The organism is Nocardia yamanashiensis NBRC 100130 (assembly GCF_001613325.1).
In the GTDB taxonomy this organism is placed as follows: Bacteria; Actinomycetota; Actinomycetes; order Mycobacteriales; family Mycobacteriaceae; genus Nocardia; species Nocardia yamanashiensis.
The window spans coordinates 164,454-182,190 of sequence record NZ_BDCD01000020.1 but is presented as its reverse complement, the minus strand read 5'-3'; the positions used below and the strand labels follow the sequence as shown (position 1 = coordinate 182,190).

Genomic DNA, 17,737 nt, shown 5'->3' with positions numbered 1-17,737 from the left:
TGTGACGTTTGTCGCACCGAAATACGAGCGCGTAACTATTTCCGATCACCGAGCGTTCGTCTCGGCTTTACAAGCCACCGTTATGTCCTCGTAATCTTCCTGAGACCTCGCGGAGTCCGACGCACCACCCGGTGCGACGCTGCGGGGCAGATTGGAAGTACCTCATCATGGCGACCAACACCGTCAAGCGGGTCCGGGGCATGCAGCGCGGCGCGCAGCGTGCTGTCGCGGCCGGCGCCGTCGGCGCTGCCACGCTGAGCGCGCTGCTGCTGCCCGCCGCCCCCGCGTCGGCCCAGCCGGTGACCATCCCCGGCGTCGGCACCTTCGACGTACCGGACCAGATCCAGCTGCCGGCCGGCATTCCCGGTGTGCCGGAATCGATTCCGGTGACCATCCCCGCCATCCCCGGCGTCGAGACCCCCGGCGCGCCCGCCGCCCCGGCTCCGCAGACGAGCCCGCGCGCGGAGGCTGTGAACGCCGCGCTGAGCAAGGTCGGCTCCCCGTACGTGTACGGCGCCGCCGGCCCGAACGCCTTCGACTGCTCCGGCCTGGTGCAGTGGTCCTACGCGCAGGCCGGCGTGAGCCTGCCGCGCACCAGCTACGAGCAGCTCAATGCCGGCTACGCGGTGTCCGAGGATGCCCTCGAGCCCGGCGACGTGGTCTCGTTCTACGGCGGCAGCCACTCCGGCATCTACGTCGGCGACGGCAATGTGGTGCACGCCTCGACCTCCGGCCAGCCGGTCAAGGTCGCGCCGATCTCGTCCATGCCGTTCGCGGGCGCGCGCCGCATCTGAGGCTCGAACCGCAGGTCGTGACCTGCAAACGAAGCGGCGGCCGTAATGATTTCGTGGCCTGCTGGACACAAGCGGTCGCCGTTTCGTAATCTTATCGAGACCTTCTTTTCCAGCTCGGGGTAAGAGAACGGGACAGGCCGACGGTGGCAGCGCAGCAGCATCGAACACGGCGGGATCGGGTGCGGGACCATCGCACCGCGAAACTGGTGGGAGCGGCCCTGACCGCGGGGGTCATCGCGGTAGCCGCGGGGGCCGGACCCGCGACAGCCGATCCGGTCGCCGCACCGGCATCCGCGGGGGAAGCGGTGCAGCGGCTGGTGGATCTGTCGCGGCAGTCCGAACAGCTCAATCAGCAGGCGCTCGACGCGCAGACGGACTTGGACAACAAGCTCACCGTCGCCCGGGACGCCGACGCCAAGGCCGGCAGCGCCGCCGCCGCCCTCGAAGCGGCCCGCGGCGAGATCAAGAAGTATCAGCCGGTCATCGATCGCGCCGCCACCTCCAGCCTGCTCGGCGGGCGCACCAATCGGCTCAGTTCGCTGCTGGTCAGCAGCTCCCCGCAGCAGTTGCTGGATCAGATGTCCATCGTGGATCTGGTCGGGGCGCGCACCAATGAGCAACTGAGCCAATACAAACAGGTGAGCGACGCCGCCACCGCCGCCGAGAAGACCGCGCGCGCCACCGCCGAGGAGGCGCGCGCCGCCAGCAATCAGGCCGACGCCTTGCGTGCCGAGCTGGAACGCAAGCGCTCGGATCTGCAAGGTTCCATCGCCGGTGTGATCGCCGCCTGGGGTCAGCTCTCGGCCGGTGACAAGTCCGCGCTGGCCGGTTCCATGTTCCCGCCCGGCTTCGATCGGGATTCGTTGCTGCGCGGGCTGGTTCCCGGCAGCGGCACCAGCGCCCTCGCCGCCGGGCTGACCCGGGTCGGCGCGCCCTACGTCTGGGGCGCGGTCGGTCCCGACCAGTTCGATTGCTCGGGACTGGTGCAGTGGGCTTTTCACCAGGTCGGCAAGAACGTGCCGCGTACCAGCCAGCAGCAGTCCAACTTCGGCACGCCCGTGGACCAGAAGGACCTCCAGCCCGGCGATGTGGTGTTCTTCTACTCTGAGGTCTCGCACGTGGGCATCTACGCCGGCAACGGATTGATGCTGCACGCTTCGACTTTCGGCGTACCGGTCCAGGTCGCGCCGATGGGATCCACCCCGTTCCATTCCGCGCGCCGGTTCTGACCGCGCCGCACCCGGAGGAGGCAGCATGCGTACCCACGGTCCGGCCTGCGTCCCGCCGCGTACGGAGCTGCCATGACGGGATTGCGGCGACTGCGCGGGTGGTGGCTGGCGAAACGGCGGTTCCAGTTCGCGCTCACCCTGGTCACGGTCAGCGCGCTGACCGCCGCGTGCGGGGCGCTGCTCATGCTGCCCAATTCGGTACTGCCGAAACTGCGTGCGGTGGCGCCGGCTTCGGATGCACTGACCGTCACCGATCCGCAGCTCGCCGAGCTGCGCCGGACCATGGAGTCCTACGGCAAGCTCGTGATCGAACCCGTGCCCACCGGAGCCGGGAAGGTGGGCGCGGTGGTCGGGCATCCCGCGCGGCAGAGCGATATCGACGTGCTGGCCGGGGAACTCGCGGCGGCGACCACTGCGGTCAGCTCGCTGTGGGGATCGGACTGGTCGCAGGCTCCGGTCGTGGTGGTCGCGTCCTCGCCCGCCGAATTCGCCGCGCTCACCCATGAAACCGGAACCGTGCCCGCCGAAGTGGCGGCCGCGACGGTGGCCGATCCGTTCCATCCGGGCACACAGCCGAAGGGGCAGCGGGTCGTTTTCGGATCCGAGGCCGGGCGGCGGCTGGGCGCGGACGGACTGCGGGTGACGCTGCGGCACGAGCTCACGCATGTGGCGACACGGGCCGTCACCGTCGATGGTTCGCCGCAGTGGATGCTCGAAGGCTTCCCCGAATACTCCGCCTATCGCGGGCTGCGGCGGCCGATCACCGAGACCGCGCCGACGCTGACCCATCGCGCTCGCGCCGGGGAACTGCCCGCCGAGCTGCCGTCCGACGCGCTCTTCGCACCCGGCGGGCAGCCCGCGCTGGCCTACGAACAGGGCTGGGCCGCCTGCGCTTTCATCGCCGATCGATTCGGTGAACAGCAGCTCGTGGCGCTGTACCGGCAGCTGGCCACCGGGGCCAAGGATCGGGCCGCGGTGGACGGCATCTTCCAGAAGACGCTGGGCACACCGTATTCCGCCTTCGTCGCGGACTGGCGGGCGTGGATCACCTCCCGCACCGCCGAAGGCGCGTGACCAGCGCGGTCACTGATCGTGCGGGCCGCCGGACTCCGCGAGATCGCGCAGGCGGTGCAGGTCGCGGCGCAGATTCCGTTGCAGCAGACCGCCGAACAGCAAAGCCACCACGCGGTCGGCGCCACGCGCGCGCAGCAGCGTTTCCAACCGGACCTCGCAGCGGTCCGCGCCGAGCGGCGTGACCGTGCGCGTTCCGGTCGCATCGACGCCGCTGGTGGTGCGCCATTCGAACCGCACACCCGGTTCGACCGCCACCACCTCGCCGTCATTGCGATAGGTGCGCCCGGCGAACCGCAGCTCCTCGGCGGTGCGCGTGCCGACCTTGACCGGGCCTTCCGGGTCCGGAGCCATGGTGCGCACACCCTCCCGCCATTTCGGATCATTGCCGTAATCGGCCAGCAGCGCCCACACCGCGGCGGCCGGCCGGGCGATCTCGGTCTGCGCGGACAAACGGGTCGTCATCGATTCCCTCCCTCAACCTCGAGATTCGATGGTCGCGCCGGCTGGGCGCCCGATGCCATAGTCGTAGGAGATATGGAGAGGAATCGGCCATGGGATTCGGAAAACCCGGCCGGCCCAAGGAGGATCGGCTCGCCCGGCAGCAGGAGATATTCCTGGCTGTCCGCCCGCTGCTGACCCCCGGCCGCACCCGGCAACTCACCATGGCCCAGGCCGCCCGGCAGGCGCATCTCTCGGTCGGCGGGCTCTACCACTACTTTCCTTCCAAACGCGACCTCGTGCTCTTCGGCATCGACCCCGAGAATCTGGGCCGGGTCTGCACGGATTTCCGGGCCGAGCACGCACGCGCCGGCACCGACGCCCGCGGTCTGCTCACCGCCAGCCTGGACATGTTGGCTTGGGCCGCACTGCATTACGTACAGCCCTCGGTGCTGGCGGCGGTCGAACTCGGCCTCGACACTTTCCGCGCCGCCCTCGACGAGGTGCTGACCACCGAGCTCATCGGCCTGATGGAGACCGTCGGCCGCGCCTATCCGGCGCTCACTCCGGAGGGCGCCGCCGCGCTGCAACTCACCCTGCGTCGCATCTGCACCCTCGCCTTCGTCGATCCGTCCATGACCCGGGCGCAGCTGCGCGACCAGTTGCGCGCCACGGTCGATGGAACCCTCGCGCACGCGGGCTGACGTCCGTCCGTCGATGACTCCCCTGCTTCGCGCGAGGGCGCCGGAGTTCGGCGGCTCATCGTGCGCGAAGGTCGGGCGTCTTCTCGGGCGGAGTCCGTCCGCACCGGCGCGTCGTGCGCGAGGATTCGGGCTGGGACGGGGATCGGGGGGCGGTGCAGTAGGTTTGTGGGATGGGGCGAACTCTGCTGGTTACCAATGATTTCCCGCCGCGACCGGGAGGTATCCAGTCCTATGTGCATTCGCTGGCCATGCAGCTGCCGCCGGACGAGCTGGTGGTGTACGCGCCGCGGTGGAAGGGCGACAGCCACTGGAAGTTCGATGCCGATCAGCCGTTCCAGGTGGTCCGGCATCCCACCACCTTGATGCTGCCGACGCCGCTGGTGGCGCGGCGGGCGCGCAAGCTCATGCGGGACGAAGGCTGTGACCGGGTGTGGTTCGGCGCCGCCGCGCCGCTCGCGCTCATGTCGCCCTACCTGCGCAAACACGGCGCCCAGCGGATTCTCGCCTCCACCCACGGGCACGAGGTGGGATGGTCCATGCTGCCCGGGGCGCGCCAAGCCCTGCGCGTCATCGGCGATCACACCGATGTGGTGACCTACGTCAGCAAATACACCCGCCGCCGGTTCGCGCCCGCGTTCGGCGCGCAGGCCGCCCTGGAATATCTGCCGCCCGCCGTGGATTCCGAAGTGTTCAAACCGGATCCGGCCGCGCGCGCGGAACTGCGCGAACGCTACGGGCTGGGCGAACGCCCCACCATCCTGTGCCTGTCCCGGCTCATGCCGCGCAAGGGCCAGGACGCCTTGATCGTGGCCATGCGCGAGATCCGCAAGAAGATCGACGGTGCGGTCCTGGTCATCGCGGGCGGCGGCCCCTACGAGGGCAAACTCCGCGAACTCACCAAGATCATGGAGGTCGAGAACGACGTGGTCTTCGCGGGCCGCGTCGCGTCCAAGGAACTGGCGGCGCACTACACCTTGGCCGATGTCTTCGCCATGCCCTCCCGCACCCGCGGCTTCGGCCTGGACGTCGAGGGCCTGGGCATCGTCTACCTGGAAGCCTCCGCCGCGGGGATCCCGGTGGTCGCGGGCACCTCCGGCGGCGCCCCCGAAACCGTGCGCGAGGGCGAAACCGGCCTGGTTGTGAACGGCCGCTCCGGCGCGGCCATCACCGAGGCCATCGTTTCCATCCTCTCCGATCGCGATGCCGCCGCCCGTATGGGTTCGGCCGGTCGTGCCTGGGTACAGCAGCAATGGAGGTGGGATCTGATGGGAGAGCGACTACGTGAACTCCTCGACCCGGGCGTCGCGCAGGCTCTGCGCTAGGCTCAGCGCCGTGAGCAGTATCCAGGTTGCCGATCAGACCTTCGTCGCCGCGCCGGGCACGGCCGTGGCCGAGGTGCTGGCGGATCGTGGCCGGTGGCGCCGGTGGTGGCCGGACCTGACGATTCAGGTGCGGGAAGACCGGGGCGACAAGGGGATTCGCTGGACCGTGGAAGGCCCGGTGAACGGGACCATGGAGGTGTGGCTGGAGCCCATGCTGGACGGGGTGATCATGCATTACTTCATGCACGCCGAACCGCAGGGCCTGTCGGGGATGTCGGCGCGGGACCTGCTGGCCGCCAACCGGGTGCGCCGGATCGCCGGGAAGAAGATGACGTTCGAGGTGAAGGCCCGGCTGGAGGCCGGTCGCAAGGCCGGCGTCGCGCCCGCCGCGCGCTAGTTCGCCACCATCGTGGCGGTCCGCCCGCCGCGTCCAGAAAGGAAGCGTTGCCACCCATGGCCGATCGCACTCAACGGTCGATCGTGATCGCCGCCCCGTCGGATCGGGTGATGGCCGTGATCGCCGACCTGGAGTCGTATCCGGAATGGGTCGCCGCGGCCCGCTCGGTCGAGGTGCTGGAGAAGTACCCGGACGGCCGCGCCCGCACCGCGCGCTTCGTCTTGGACGCCGGAGTCGTCAAGGACACTTACACGCTGTCCTACACCTGGCGGCCCGACGGCAAGGCGGTCAGCTGGACGCTGGTGGGCGGTGACCTGCAGAAAGCGCAGGACGGCACCTACGAATTGATCGCCCTGCCGGACGGCACCACCCAGGTGGTCTACGAACTCACCGTCGACCTGAACATTCCGATGATCGGCATGTTCAAGCGCAAAGCCGAGAAGGTCATCACCGATACGGCCTTGAAGGAACTCAAGAAACGGGTCGAAGGCTGACCGCGAGCACACAGGGGAGCCCGCCGCGGCCCACCACCCGGGTGGAGCTTTTCGTCGGCAAGGGCGGAGTGGGGAAGACGACGCTGGCCTGCGCGACCGCGCTCGCCTACGCGCGTGACGGCCGGCGGGTGCTGCTGGCCTCGCTGGATCAGGCGCATTCACTCGGCGACGCGCTGGGTTTCCGGTTCCGGCGCGAACCCGGCGGGGTGGCCTCGGTCGCCACCGGGCTCGATGTGATCGAAGTGGATTCGCTTGCGCTGCTGGAGGATCGGTTCCGGTCGGTGGCGCTGATGCTGTCCGGTGCCGGACACGATCACGGCGTCGACGTCGGGGCGCTGGATCCGGCCGAACTCACCGGGCTGCCCGGCGTGCAGGAGATCCTGGCGCTACTGGAGATCACCCAGTTCGCCGCGCGCGCCCGCTGGGACGTGATCGTGGTGGACTGCCCGCCGTCGGCGGACATGCTGCGCATCGTCACCACGCCCGACACGCTGCTGGGTTACCTGGAGCGGGTGTGGCCGGCGCACGCGCGCACGCTGAGCGCGGCGGGCGGGGACTTCCGGCGCGCCGTGCTGGCCGTCAGCGTCGAGCAGATCGCGTCCGCGGTGGCGGGCGCGCGGGATCTGATCGCCGATCGGGAGCGCACCGGCGCTCGCCTGGTGACCGCGCCGGAACGGGTCGCGGTCGCCGAATCCGCGCGGGTGCGATCCGCCGCGGCCCTGCTCGGACTGCGCCTGGATTCCATCCTGGTCAACCGGGTACTGCCGGAAATGCCTGCTCCCGCAGACAATGCGGACCCGCACCCCGCGGTGCGCTGGTACTTCGATCGCCGCGGCGAACAACTTGACGTGGTGGCCGAACTCCGCAAGCGAATGACCGGTATTCCCGTCCAAGTGGTCGGGCACGCCGGGGCCGAACCGATCGGTCTGGCCGCGCTTTCCGCGCTGTCCTACCAGGTCGACGCGAGTGGTAACTGGGTGGGAACGGGTCCGGTACCTATGCTTGGCACAGACGTGGACGCCGGGACGTCCGTTCCGACCGGGCCGGACGTGCGGCTCGAGTCGGGAACAGGGCTGCAGTCGGTGTTCGCGATGCGCATGCATCTGCCGGTGGTCGACGCGTCGACCCTGCAGCTGGGACGAGTGGAGGACGATTTGATCGTGGGAGCGGACGGCGTCAGGCGGCGCCTGCGCCTGGCACCGGTATTGCGGCGGTGCACGGTCGACGCCGCCGAACTCGACGGCGACCAACTCGTCATCCGATTCCGTCCCGACCCGCAGGTGTGGCCGAAATGACCAGTACGCACGATGGCACTGCGGCGCCCGGCCCGGCCGAGGTCAATTTCGCCGAATTCGCCGAGGAACTGCGGCTGCTCGCCGAGGCCGTGCTCGAACGGGTCGAACCGGTGCTGCGCCGCACCGCTTCCGACGGACGCGCCAACTGGGACAACTGCAGCTGGTGCCCGGTGTGCGCGGCCGCGGCCATCGTGCGCGGGGAGCATCACGATGTGGTGGCCGCCATCGCCGATCATGGGACCGCCATCGTCACGGTATTGCGCGAAGCGCTGGCCGGGGTGCCGGTGGATCCGGTGATCCCGCCGGATCTGGACCCCGAATCGGCCGAATTCCATGCCCACCACCAGCATTCGAGCCAGCGGGCGGGCATTCCGCCCGAGGCTCCGGAGGCCGCGGCCGAGGGCGCACCGGATGCCGAGCGCCGCAGGCGTTTCGGGCGCGGACCCGGGACGGCGCGCCGTCCCGGCGCCGAGAATGCCGGAGCGCCCGCGGATTCCGCGCCGGGCGGCCGCCAATCGGGGGAGCGAGGGCGGTCGAAGCCGGGTTACGTGCCCATCAACGTCACCATCAAGGCATGAACGGCGGTGGGAACGTGCCGTTGACAGTCGGAATCGATGTGGGCGGCACGAATATTCGCGCGTCGGTGGTGGACGGGGCCGGTGAGGTCCTCGACACCGTGACCGCGCCGACCCCGCAATCCGCGCGGGCGCTGGAGGACGGTCTGGCGCGCGCGGTGCGTGAGCTGTGCGCTCGGCATCCCATCGGCGCGGTGGGGCTGGCGGTGGCCGGTTTCGTCGACGAGGACCGCGCCACCGTGCGTTTCGCGCCGCACCTGCCATGGGAGGACGCGCCGGTCGCGCAACGCCTCACCGATCGCTTGGGCTTGCCCGTCATTCTCGAACACGATGCCAACGCCGCGCTCTGGGCCGAATATCGTTTCGGCGCAGCCGCGGGCGGCCGCAATGTCGTTCTCGTGGCGATCGGTACCGGCATCGGCGCGGCTCTGCTCATCAGCGGCCAGCTGTATCGCGGAAGCTACGGCGTGGCACCCGAACTCGGCCACATCCAGGTCGTCCCCCAGGGCCGCGCCTGTGCCTGCGGCAAACGCGGCTGCTGGGAACGCTATTGCAGCGGAACAGCTCTCGTGGACACCGCCCTGGAGATGCTGGCCACCGACCCCCAGCGCTCCAAAGTCCTTGCCCGCGAAGCCCTCCGCGACCCCGGCTCCCTGACCGGCCGCCGCGTAGCGGGCGCGGCCCAGGACGGCGACCCCGTAGCCCAGGAAGTAATGGCCGACTTCGCCCGCTGGCTAGGTCTCGGCCTGGCCGCCGTCAGCGACATCTTCGACCCCGACCTGATCGTGGTCGCGGGCGGCGTCAGCACCTCGGCCCCCCTCTTCCTCGACGACGCCCGCGAGCACTACGCCGCCTCCATCACCGGCGCCCGCCACCGCCGCCTAGCCCGCATCCGCACCGCCCAACTGGGCGAAGCCGCCGGCATGATCGGCGCCGCCGAGCTCGCCCGAGCCGCCCTCGAAGCCCCCCAAGACGCCATCCCCGCCCACCACTGATCCGCCACGCCCACGTCTCAACCAACCTTCAGCTCGTAAAAGGTGGATGAACCGATCACATTGGGCGGGGGAGAGGTTGGTCACCGATCGGTCTCAGCGGTAGGGTGGGCATTTGAGTGTGGTGCCCGCAACGAGGCCGGTCCCGGGTATCGAAACAGGGGAAAGGACGCAATGTTCTACTGGCTGCTGAAGTTCGTCTTCGTGGGACCGCTGATCCAGTTGCTGAACCGGCCCAAGGTCGAAGGCGTCGAGAACATACCGGCCGAGGGTGCGGCGATTCTCGCCGGTAATCACCTGTCGTTCACCGACTGGTTGTTCACCCCGCTTGCCAGCCCCCGGCGCATCACCTACCTGGCCAAGGCCGAGTACTTCACCACCCCGGGCCTCAAGGGGCGGCTGCAGAAGTTCTTCTTCTCCGGCACCGGCCAGTACCCGATCGACCGTTCGGGCGCGAGCGCTGCCGAAAGTGCGCTGAACACCGCGCGCAAGCTGCTCGAGGAAGGCCGCCTGGTCGGCCTGTACCCCGAGGGCACCCGTTCCCCGGACGGCCGCCTGTACAAGGGCAAGACCGGTGTGGCACGCCTCGCCCTGGAGACCGGTGTCCCGGTGATCCCGGTGGCCCTGATCGGCACCGACGAGGTGTGCCCGCCCGGACCGTTCCGCTGGCGCCCGCGCAAGGTGACCGTGAAGTTCGGCAAGCCGATCGACTTCTCCCGCTACGAGGGCATGGGCGGCAACCGTTTCGTCGAGCGGGCCGTCACCGACGAGATCATGTACGAGCTCATGACCATGGCCGGCCAGGAGTACGTGGACGTGTACGCCGCCAGCCTGAAGGAAGGCGTGCCCTCGGGTTCGCGCCCGGACGCCGACCGCGTCCCGCAGACCATGGCCGGCTGAGTCCGAGCCTGGCGCAAAGCAGAGAACCCCGGGAGCGATTCCCGGGGTTCTGTCGTTTCAGCGGTCCTGCGGATTCAGAACGCCTTCATCCGCCGATGCGCCTCGATGGCCTCGAACTTGGCCAGGTTGTGCCGGGCGTCGGCGAGCGCGTCGTGCGCGTCCTTCGGCACCGGCGGCAGCGCGGGCCGGCCGTGCTGATCCCAATGCTGGCGCAGCTCATTGGTGTAGCGCGGCAACGCGTTCGGCAGATCGACCATCGAGCCCCACAGCTGGCACAGCGCGACGTGGTCGTAGGCGCCCACCCACGCCCACAGCTCGGGCTCCACGCCCGGGCGCGGCACCAGGAACTTGTACAGGTCGTCGCGGATCCTCTCCCGGCTCCGCCACAGCGGCGAGGAGGGCGGCGGCAGCTTGGGCAGCACGTTGCGGCGGACGAACGGGCCGGCTTTCTCCGCATCGAATTCGGTGGAGACGGCGTAATATTCGCGCCCGTCCTCGCAGACGACGGCGATCGACACCAGGTCGATGGTGGTCCCGTCCTCGATGAATTCCGAGTCGTAAAAATACCGGATGGTTCTCTCCTCAGTTCGTCGCCGCTGACCGCCGCCACCGACAAGCTCGCCGATCCGCGCGGATCGTCCGATGTGCCAGCCTAGGCAACCGCGCCCGGCTCCCGCCCGGCAGGCGCAGACCATCCGGCACGGTGTGAGTCATCCTCACCCTGGGGGTGGTCCAAGTCACCGATAGCGGTCCGTATTCTGAACGGGTGAACTGGACCGTCGACGTACCGATCGATCGCTTGCCCGAGCTGCCCCCGTTGCCCGCCGAGCTGCGTCGGCGTCTGGACGACGCCCTGGCCCGACCGGCGCTGCAGCAGCCTTCGTGGGATCCCGAGCAGGCCGCCAAGATGCGCACCGTGCTCGAATCCGTGCCGCCCATCTGCGTGCCCGCCGAGGTCGAGGAACTCAAGCTACGACTGGCCGAGGTCGCCCGCGGCGAGGCCTTCCTCATGCAGGGCGGCGACTGCGCGGAAACCTTCGCCGACAACACCGAACCGCATATCCGCGGCAATATCCGCACCCTGCTGCAGATGGCCGTGGTGCTCACCTACGGCGCCAGCCTGCCGGTGGTCAAGGTCGCGCGCATCGCCGGCCAGTACGCCAAGCCGCGGTCCTCCGACACCGACGCGCTGGGCCTCAAGTCCTACCGCGGCGACATGGTCAACTCGCTGACCGCCGATGCCGGTCTGCGCGAACATGATCCCTCGCGCCTGGTGCGCGCCTACGCCAATGCCTCGGCCGCCATGAACCTGGTGCGCGCGCTGACCTCCGCCGGCATGGCCGACCTGCACAAGGTGCACGACTGGAACCGCGAATTCGTCGCCCAGTCCCCGGCCGGCGCCCGCTACGAGGCCATGGCCACCGAGATCGATCGCGCGCTGGCGTTCATGAACGCCTGCCGGGTCAACGATCCCAACCTGTCCAGCGCCCGCCTGTACGCCAGTCACGAAGCGCTGGTGCTGGATTACGAGCGCGCCATGCTGCGGCTGGCCGAGCATCCGGTGACCGGTGAGCCGTCGCTGTACGACCTGTCGGCGCACTTCCTGTGGATCGGCGAGCGCACCCGCGGGCTCGACGGCGCGCACATCGCCTTCGCCGAACTGCTGGCCAACCCCATCGGCCTGAAGATCGGTCCCACCACCACGCCGGAGATGGCCGTGGAGTACGTGGAGCGCCTGGACCCGAACAACGAGCCCGGCCGGCTGACCCTGGTGGCGCGCATGGGCAATGGCAAGGTGCGCGATGTGCTGCCCGCCATCATCGAGAAGGTGCAGGCCACCGGACATCAGGTGATCTGGCAGTGTGATCCCATGCACGGCAACACCCACGAGGCGTCGACCGGTTACAAGACCCGGCATTTCGATCGCATCGTGGACGAGGTGCAGGGCTTCTTCGAGGTGCATCACGCGCTGGGCACCCATCCGGGCGGCCTGCACATCGAGCTCACCGGTGAGAACGTCACCGAATGCCTCGGCGGCGCGCAGGACATCTCGGACCTCAACCTCGAAGAGCGCTACGAGACCGCTTGCGATCCGCGCCTGAACACTCAGCAGTCCCTCGAACTGGCCTTCCTGGTCGCGGAAATGCTGCGCTGATCATCCCTGCGCGACAAGCGAATACGTACGGCCCGATCGGAATCCGATCGGGCCGTACGTATTTCCTATGGGAGTTAGCGATCAGGGCAACGCGACCAGCGTGATATTGGCGCCCGGCTCCACGTTCGCGGTGGGCGCGACACTCTGCGAGATGACGATCGAGGAATCGTTGGAGGCCAGCTGCCGCACCGTGACGGTCAGCCCCATACCCTCCAGTTTGGCGCGCGCGGTGGCGACGCTGTTGCCGAGCACCGAGGGCATCTCGAGCGCGTTGTTGACCAGCAGCACCACGCCGTTGCCGGAGTCCACAGTGGTGCCGGACGCGGGATCGGTGCCGATGACCTGCCCGGACTTCACCTTGCCGTCGTATTCGCTGCGGGTGGAGCTGACGGTCAGCCCGGCCTTCTGCAGGGCCGTGCGCGCCTCTTCCTCGGTCTTGCCGCTCACATCGGGCACCTTGACCGGCTGCGAGCCCTTGCTGCGGTAGACCTTCACCTGCGCGTTGGCGGGCAGCACGGTGCCGGGGCCCGGATCGACCTTGGCCACACTGCCTTTGGGCGCGGTGCTGCCGACCTCGCCGGCGTCCACGGGCGTCAATCCGGCCTCGCGAATGGCCTTGTTGACAGCGTCCACGGCCTGTCCGGGCTGGATGTCGGGGACCTTGGGCTTACCACTGGACACCAGCACGGCGATGGTCGCGCCCTTGAGGACCTTGCTGCCGGCGGACGGATCGGTGCCGACCACATTGCCGGCCGGCACCGTATCGGAAGCCTTGTTGCGGATCTCGGTTTCGAAACCGGCGGACTGCAGGGTGCTGACCGCCTTCTGCTGATCCATGCCCGCGATCGACGGGACCGCGTCGTAGCGGCCCACCCCGAGCCACCAGCCGCCGATGCCGAGCAGCAGTGCGAGGGTGATCACGATGCCCAGCCAGATCATCACCCGCCGCCGGGACTTGCCGCGATCCTCGATGAAATCGCCGCGCCCGGGCGGCTGCTGCTGGGTGGGCGGGGCGCTGGGCGGTGCGTAATCGGGGGCGAGTTCGCGCGCGGCGGTCATCACCCGGGTCTGCTGATGCGGCGGCTGCACGAATTCGGTGGGCGGGTCCACCGGGAGTCTGGTGGTGAGATCGGTTGCGCCGGGCGGGCTCTGGCGCGCGCCGGCGGCCTGCGGGGCGTGGCGAGCGGGGGCGTGCCGAACCGGGGCGGGGGTGTGCGGGGCCCGGGCGGGCATCTGCGGCGTCGGGCCGCCGACCTGGTAGCGGGCGCTGAGGTGTTCGGCCGATTCCTGCGGCGCGGGCACCCGGTAGTCGGGTAGCTGCAGTTCGCGGGCGATCCGGCGTAGCTCATTGGCCATCGAAGTGGCGTCGGGGAAGCGGTGCGACGGTTCGCGGGCGGTGGCGTGCGCGACCAGTTCGTCGATCTCCGGCGGGACGCCGCCGATGAACCGGCTCGGGCTGGGCACGTCCTTCTCGGTGCGCTGCAGGGCGATCGAGAGCGAATTGTCGCCGGTGAAAGGCGTACGGCCGGTGAGCATTTCGAAGATGAGAATGCCGGCCGAGTACACGTCGCTGCGGGCGTCGGCATCGCCGGTGGTGACCTGTTCGGGCGAAAGATAGGCGGCCGTGCCGAGAATCACGCTGTCGGCGGTGATCTTGGCTTCGGCGACGGCGCGCACCAGGCCGAAATCGGCGATCTTCACCTCGCCGGAATCGGAGATGAGCACGTTCTCGGGCTTGATATCGCGATGCACCAGACCTGCTGCGTGCGCCACCCCGATGGCCTGCAGCACCGGTTCGGCTACCGCGCGCACCGCGTGCGGCGGCATCGGGCCGCGTTCGCGCAGCAGCTCGCGCAGCGTGCCGCCCTCCACCAATTCCATGATCAGGAAGGGGTGGTCGCCGTCCACGCCCTGGTCGTACACCGCGACCAGCGACGGGTGCTTGAGCTTGGCGACCGCGCGCGCCTCCAGTTCGAATCGCGTCAGGAATTGGGGATCGGAGGCGAATTTCGGATCCATCACCTTGATCGCGACCGGTCGGTCCAACCGGGTGTCCACCCCCCGGAACACCATGGACATACCGCCACGCGCGATCGGCGCGTCGATGCGGTAGCGCCCTTCCAGCATCTCGCCGATCAACTGAGTATTGCCCTTCCACGTCCCAGGCCGCCCGGTGCGGCTCACCCGATGGTAGTCGCGTCGGGGTGTGATGCGACCGTGGCGACGCGAGCGACTACCGTTATCGCCGTGAGTGCCTTTCCTTGCAGCGAAGACGTCCTGCCGGACTCGGTGACCCTGATCCCGCTGCCCGACGTGGCAGAACAGCTGGGCATGGTGGTCACCCGGGTGCATCAGATGCTGCGCGACCACCAGATCATCGCGGTCCGCCGCGACGGCGTGGCCGGCATCCCCAAGGAGTTCTTCGACTCCACCGGGGCCGTCGCCAAGCATGTGACCCCGCTGATCACCGTCATGCGTGACGGTAAATACACCGACGAAGAGATCCTGGAATGGATCTACAAAGAGGACGACTCGCTCCCGGGTCGCCCCATCGACGCCCTGCACGGGCCCCTGGCGCGTGAGGTCATTCGCCGCGCGGCCGCGGACCCGTTCTGAGCGGAAGTTGATCCGCACCCCGGCATTGACATGCCGGGGTGCGTGAAAGCGGGGGTGCGGGAAATGTCCCGCACCCCCACTTGTTTCGGCCGCCGTGGCCGGTCAGTGGGGGGTGGTGCCGCGGAATGGGCGGGAGGCGGCGAATTCTTTTGCGGCGACGCGGATTCGGCGGTGGGCGGGGACTACCGCGCGGCGGGTGAAGATGGTGTAGTCGTTGCGCTCGATCTCGTCGAGGATGCCGCTGTAGAGGGTGGCCGCGGTGCGGATGCCGGGGCGGACGCGGGGGGTCAGCAGGTCGATACCGGGGACGGCGCGGCGGTAGATGCCGCGGTTGACGGCGATCAGGTGGGCCAGGGCGCGGCGGACGCGTTCGTCGGTGCGGCCGGTGCGGCGGCAGTGGTGGAGCAGGTCGGCGTCGACGTCGAAGGCGGAGAGTTCGTCGGTGGGGAGGTAGATGCGGCCGCGGTCGAGGTCTTCGGCGACGTCGCGCAGGAAGTTGGTGAGCTGGAAGGCTTCGCCGAGGGCGGCGGCCGCGGGTTCGGCTTCGGCGCGGGGGACGACGGTACCGAGGACCGGGAGCAGTTGCAGGCCGATGGCGGCGGCCGAACCGCGCATGTATTCGCGCAGGGCGGCCATCGACGGGTAGCGGTCGCGGTATTGCGGGCCGCCCGGAATGTCCATGCGCATGGAGTCGAGGAACACCCAGAAGTGTTCCGGCGCAATCTCATAGCGCCGGATGGTGTCGGAGACGGCCAGCAGGATCCGGTCTTCGTCGTTCGCCGGGGCGACGGCCGGCGTGTGCACCAGCCGCCCGCGTAGTTCGTATTCGATGCGATCCAGCGCCCGCGTCGATTCGGCGGCGTGCGCGGGGGCGTCCGCGGCATCGACGATGTCGTCCACCATGCGCGCGAACGCGTACAGCGCGTGCACGGCCGGTCTTCGCTCCGCCTCCAGCAGACGCGTGGCCAGGAAATACGTCCGCCCGTGCGCCGCGGCGACCCGGCGGCAGTCCCGGTAGGCGCGCGCGAGCTGAGCCTCCTCCGCCGATCCGCCGATGCTGGTCAGGTGGGCGCCGGTCATGTGGTGGCGGCGTGGCCGACGCCGTCCGCCCGTGCCGCCTCGCGTTGCGGGTGGTGGGCGCTGAGCTTCAGCGGGTCCGCGTTCTTCAGCGCGAGGGCCGCGACGACGGCGGCGAAGGTGGCCAGGGCCACGTGCACGAAGTTGTACAGGCCGATGGAGCCGTCGGGCTGGAAGACCAGCATGAGCCAGGTGCACAGGCCGACCAGCCATTGCAATGTCCTGGTGGACAGGGCGAATCCGGCGGCCAGGGCCAGCGGCCAGGAGTAGTACCAGGGCAGCGCGGCGGGGGAGAGGATGACGATCGCGACGAATGCGACCAGGATGCCCATCACCGCTTCGCGTTCGGTGCTCTTGAACCGCCACCAGGCCCAGACGAGCACCGCGACCATGGCGATCGCGCAGATGGTGCGGGTCACCGACAGCACCGATTCCAGGCGCAGCGGCGTCACCCAGGTGACCATGTGCGCCATCACGGTCGGCAGCGACAGCCAGTTGATGATCTTCTTCGAGCCGGAGAGCGCGGTCAGCCAGCCGACCCCGTCACGCCCCAGCCCCGTCAGCCAGGTGGCCACCGCGAACACCACCACGAACACGGCCACGCCCAGCCCGCTGATCTTGGCGAAAGTCCGTACCGGATGCGGCAGTTCGCCTTCGTTCTGCGCGGCCCGGCGCTCGCGTTCGTGAATCATCCAGATCCACACCAGGAACGGCAGCGCCACGCCCGCGGTCGCCTTCACCGCCACGCCGATCGCCACCACCACGATGCCCGCCGCGTGATGGTGTTCGAGCACCAGCGCGATACCGGCGGTCATCAGCCCGACCATGAGCATCTCGTTGTGCACGCCGCCGATCAGATGGATCAGCACCAGCGGATTGAGCACCGCCAGCCACACCGCCACGGTCGGCTTGCCGCCCAGATGCTTGGTCAGATGCGGTACCGCCCAGAGCATCAGCGCCAGACCGGGCAGCATGACCAGCCGCAGCGCGATGGTCCCCGCCACCACGTTGTCGCCGGTGATGGTGGTGATGCCGCGCGCCATGAGCAGGAAGATCGGCCCGTAGGGCGCGGTGGTGGTGGTCCAGACCGGGCTGACATTGTCGAGCAGGATGCCCGGGTTCTGCACCGGCCCGACCAGGTACGGGTTGAAGCCGTCGCGCAGCAGCGCGCCCTGGGCGAGATACGAGTAGGCGTCGCGGCTGAACATGGGCACCGCGAACAGCAGCGGGAAGATCCAGATGCCGACGATGGCGCGCAGCTCGTTCAAGCTCACCGTCGCGCCCGGCTGATTGCCGATGACGATGCGCCCCAAGCGCACCCACGCGGTGATCATGGCGAGCACGCCGATCCAGACGAACACCGTCGACAGCGCGTACCCGTGCCCGAACCGCAGCCACGACAGGTGCGCGGCCTCGAGCAGCGGATCGGTGCGGCGCACGCTGCCCGCGCCGAAACCGCCGAAGGTGATCAGCAGCGCGCCGAAGAACCCGAGCGCCGCGGCATGCCCTTCCGGGCTGCGCGCGAAATCGGCGGCATTGTGCAGCGGGTGATGCGACGGGGTCCGATGGTCCGGGCGCGGCGTCGCGACAGCGCGGGCGCGGGTGGCGTCCGGGGCGATGGCGGCGTCCGTATCGGGGGTCGGCATAAGGCGGTCGTTCCCCCCGGAAAGGTCGG

The 17,737-nt window shown here is 69.3% G+C and carries 18 protein-coding genes; 13 read left to right on the top strand and 5 right to left on the bottom strand.

Going from position 1 to position 17,737, the window contains the following annotated elements; genetic code table 11:
- Window positions 1-167: 167 nt before the first annotated feature.
- From NY1_RS23850 to NY1_RS23840, 3 genes are all read left to right on the top strand, one after another.
- Entirely contained in the window at window positions 168-794 is a 627-nt protein-coding gene (locus tag NY1_RS23850; protein WP_067717433.1) for a C40 family peptidase, read from the top strand.
- A 179-nt stretch (window positions 795-973) separates the two neighbouring features.
- The gene (locus NY1_RS23845) at window positions 974-2,023 is read left to right on the top strand and encodes an NlpC/P60 family protein (protein ID WP_067717430.1); all 1,050 of its coding nucleotides are present in this window, start codon (window positions 974-976) and stop codon (window positions 2,021-2,023) included.
- A 72-nt stretch (window positions 2,024-2,095) separates the two neighbouring features.
- A complete protein-coding gene (locus NY1_RS23840) occupies window positions 2,096-3,097 on the top strand; it encodes a hypothetical protein (protein WP_067717427.1) in 1,002 nt (333 codons plus the stop codon).
- 9 nt (window positions 3,098-3,106) lie between these two features.
- Here NY1_RS23840 and NY1_RS23835 read toward each other — a convergent pair whose 3' ends face one another.
- Complete coding sequence (locus NY1_RS23835; protein WP_067717426.1) at window positions 3,107-3,559, bottom strand: SRPBCC family protein; 453 nt, start codon at window positions 3,557-3,559, stop codon at window positions 3,107-3,109.
- 89 nt (window positions 3,560-3,648) lie between these two features.
- On the opposite strand from NY1_RS23835, the gene NY1_RS23830 reads away from it, so the two are divergent.
- The 8 genes from NY1_RS23830 (at window position 3,649) to NY1_RS23795 (ending at window position 10,214) form a co-directional block, all read left to right on the top strand.
- Window positions 3,649-4,239 carry a TetR/AcrR family transcriptional regulator gene (locus tag NY1_RS23830; protein ID WP_067717424.1) on the top strand — a complete coding sequence of 197 codons (591 nt, stop codon included), beginning with the start codon at window positions 3,649-3,651 and terminating at the stop codon, window positions 4,237-4,239.
- 170 nt (window positions 4,240-4,409) lie between these two features.
- Window positions 4,410-5,561, top strand: a complete 1,152-nt coding sequence (locus NY1_RS23825) for a glycosyltransferase family 4 protein (RefSeq protein WP_067717422.1) — start codon at window positions 4,410-4,412, stop codon at window positions 5,559-5,561.
- Window positions 5,562-5,571: 10 nt separating this feature from the next.
- Window positions 5,572-5,958: a polyketide cyclase / dehydrase and lipid transport gene (locus NY1_RS23820; protein ID WP_067717419.1), complete on the top strand. Its 387-nt coding sequence runs from the start codon at window positions 5,572-5,574 to the stop codon at window positions 5,956-5,958.
- Between the two features lie 56 nt (window positions 5,959-6,014).
- Entirely contained in the window at window positions 6,015-6,452 is a 438-nt protein-coding gene (locus tag NY1_RS23815; protein ID WP_067717418.1) for an SRPBCC family protein, read from the top strand.
- A gap of 41 nt (window positions 6,453-6,493) precedes the next feature.
- Window positions 6,494-7,747 carry an ArsA family ATPase gene (locus tag NY1_RS23810; protein WP_067717417.1) on the top strand — a complete coding sequence of 418 codons (1,254 nt, stop codon included), beginning with the start codon at window positions 6,494-6,496 and terminating at the stop codon, window positions 7,745-7,747.
- Window positions 7,744-8,325, top strand: coding sequence for a hypothetical protein (locus NY1_RS44695; protein WP_233434448.1), 582 nt, complete (start codon window positions 7,744-7,746; stop codon window positions 8,323-8,325). Before NY1_RS23810 ends, NY1_RS44695 begins: the two co-directional genes overlap by 4 nt.
- Window positions 8,322-9,317, top strand: coding sequence for an ROK family glucokinase (locus NY1_RS23800; protein ID WP_067717415.1), 996 nt, complete (start codon window positions 8,322-8,324; stop codon window positions 9,315-9,317). Before NY1_RS44695 ends, NY1_RS23800 begins: the two co-directional genes overlap by 4 nt.
- Before the next feature lie 171 nt (window positions 9,318-9,488).
- The gene (locus tag NY1_RS23795; protein ID WP_067717413.1) at window positions 9,489-10,214 is read left to right on the top strand and encodes a lysophospholipid acyltransferase family protein; all 726 of its coding nucleotides are present in this window, start codon (window positions 9,489-9,491) and stop codon (window positions 10,212-10,214) included.
- 74 nt (window positions 10,215-10,288) lie between these two features.
- Here NY1_RS23795 and NY1_RS23790 read toward each other — a convergent pair whose 3' ends face one another.
- Window positions 10,289-10,786, bottom strand: coding sequence for a polyadenylate-specific 3'-exoribonuclease AS (locus NY1_RS23790; RefSeq protein WP_067717773.1), 498 nt, complete (start codon window positions 10,784-10,786; stop codon window positions 10,289-10,291).
- Between the two features lie 194 nt (window positions 10,787-10,980).
- On the opposite strand from NY1_RS23790, the gene NY1_RS23785 reads away from it, so the two are divergent.
- Entirely contained in the window at window positions 10,981-12,369 is a 1,389-nt protein-coding gene (locus NY1_RS23785; protein ID WP_067717411.1) for a class II 3-deoxy-7-phosphoheptulonate synthase, read from the top strand.
- An 81-nt stretch (window positions 12,370-12,450) separates the two neighbouring features.
- On the opposite strand, the gene pknB is transcribed toward NY1_RS23785, so the two are convergent.
- Entirely contained in the window at window positions 12,451-14,496 is a 2,046-nt protein-coding gene (gene pknB, locus NY1_RS23780) for a Stk1 family PASTA domain-containing Ser/Thr kinase (RefSeq protein ID WP_084535280.1), read from the bottom strand.
- 120 nt (window positions 14,497-14,616) lie between these two features.
- On the opposite strand from pknB, the gene NY1_RS23775 reads away from it, so the two are divergent.
- On the top strand, window positions 14,617-14,985 hold the full coding sequence (locus tag NY1_RS23775) for an Rv2175c family DNA-binding protein (RefSeq protein ID WP_067717407.1): 369 nt from the start codon (window positions 14,617-14,619) through the stop codon (window positions 14,983-14,985).
- A gap of 102 nt (window positions 14,986-15,087) precedes the next feature.
- On the opposite strand, the gene NY1_RS23770 is transcribed toward NY1_RS23775, so the two are convergent.
- Together NY1_RS23770 and NY1_RS23765 are read right to left on the bottom strand one after the other, a co-directional pair.
- Entirely contained in the window at window positions 15,088-16,065 is a 978-nt protein-coding gene (locus NY1_RS23770) for a phytoene/squalene synthase family protein (protein WP_067717405.1), read from the bottom strand.
- Window positions 16,062-17,708, bottom strand: coding sequence for an alpha-(1->6)-mannopyranosyltransferase A (locus NY1_RS23765; protein WP_084535259.1), 1,647 nt, complete (start codon window positions 17,706-17,708; stop codon window positions 16,062-16,064). The genes NY1_RS23770 and NY1_RS23765 overlap by 4 nt, the downstream gene beginning before the upstream one ends.
- Between the last annotated feature and the right edge of the window lie 29 nt (window positions 17,709-17,737).

Bases quoted from the DNA above. Each gene is read 5' to 3' on its own strand.
- NY1_RS23850 (WP_067717433.1), top strand. From the start codon at position 168: ATGGCGACCAACACCGTCAAGCGGGTCCGGGGCATGCAGCGCGGCGCG.
- NY1_RS23840 (WP_067717427.1), top strand. From the start codon at position 2,096: ATGACGGGATTGCGGCGACTGCGCGGGTGGTGGCTGGCGAAACGGCGG.
- NY1_RS23835 (WP_067717426.1), bottom strand. From the start codon at position 3,559: ATGACGACCCGTTTGTCCGCGCAGACCGAGATCGCCCGGCCGGCCGCC.
- NY1_RS23830 (WP_067717424.1), top strand. From the start codon at position 3,649: ATGGGATTCGGAAAACCCGGCCGGCCCAAGGAGGATCGGCTCGCCCGG.
- NY1_RS23825 (WP_067717422.1), top strand. From the start codon at position 4,410: ATGGGGCGAACTCTGCTGGTTACCAATGATTTCCCGCCGCGACCGGGA.
- NY1_RS23815 (WP_067717418.1), top strand. From the start codon at position 6,015: ATGGCCGATCGCACTCAACGGTCGATCGTGATCGCCGCCCCGTCGGAT.
- NY1_RS44695 (WP_233434448.1), top strand. From the start codon at position 7,744: ATGACCAGTACGCACGATGGCACTGCGGCGCCCGGCCCGGCCGAGGTC.
- NY1_RS23800 (WP_067717415.1), top strand. From the start codon at position 8,322: ATGAACGGCGGTGGGAACGTGCCGTTGACAGTCGGAATCGATGTGGGC.
- NY1_RS23795 (WP_067717413.1), top strand. From the start codon at position 9,489: ATGTTCTACTGGCTGCTGAAGTTCGTCTTCGTGGGACCGCTGATCCAG.
- pknB (WP_084535280.1), bottom strand. From the start codon at position 14,496: ATGCTGGAAGGGCGCTACCGCATCGACGCGCCGATCGCGCGTGGCGGT.
- NY1_RS23770 (WP_067717405.1), bottom strand. From the start codon at position 16,065: ATGACCGGCGCCCACCTGACCAGCATCGGCGGATCGGCGGAGGAGGCT.
- NY1_RS23765 (WP_084535259.1), bottom strand. From the start codon at position 17,708: ATGCCGACCCCCGATACGGACGCCGCCATCGCCCCGGACGCCACCCGC.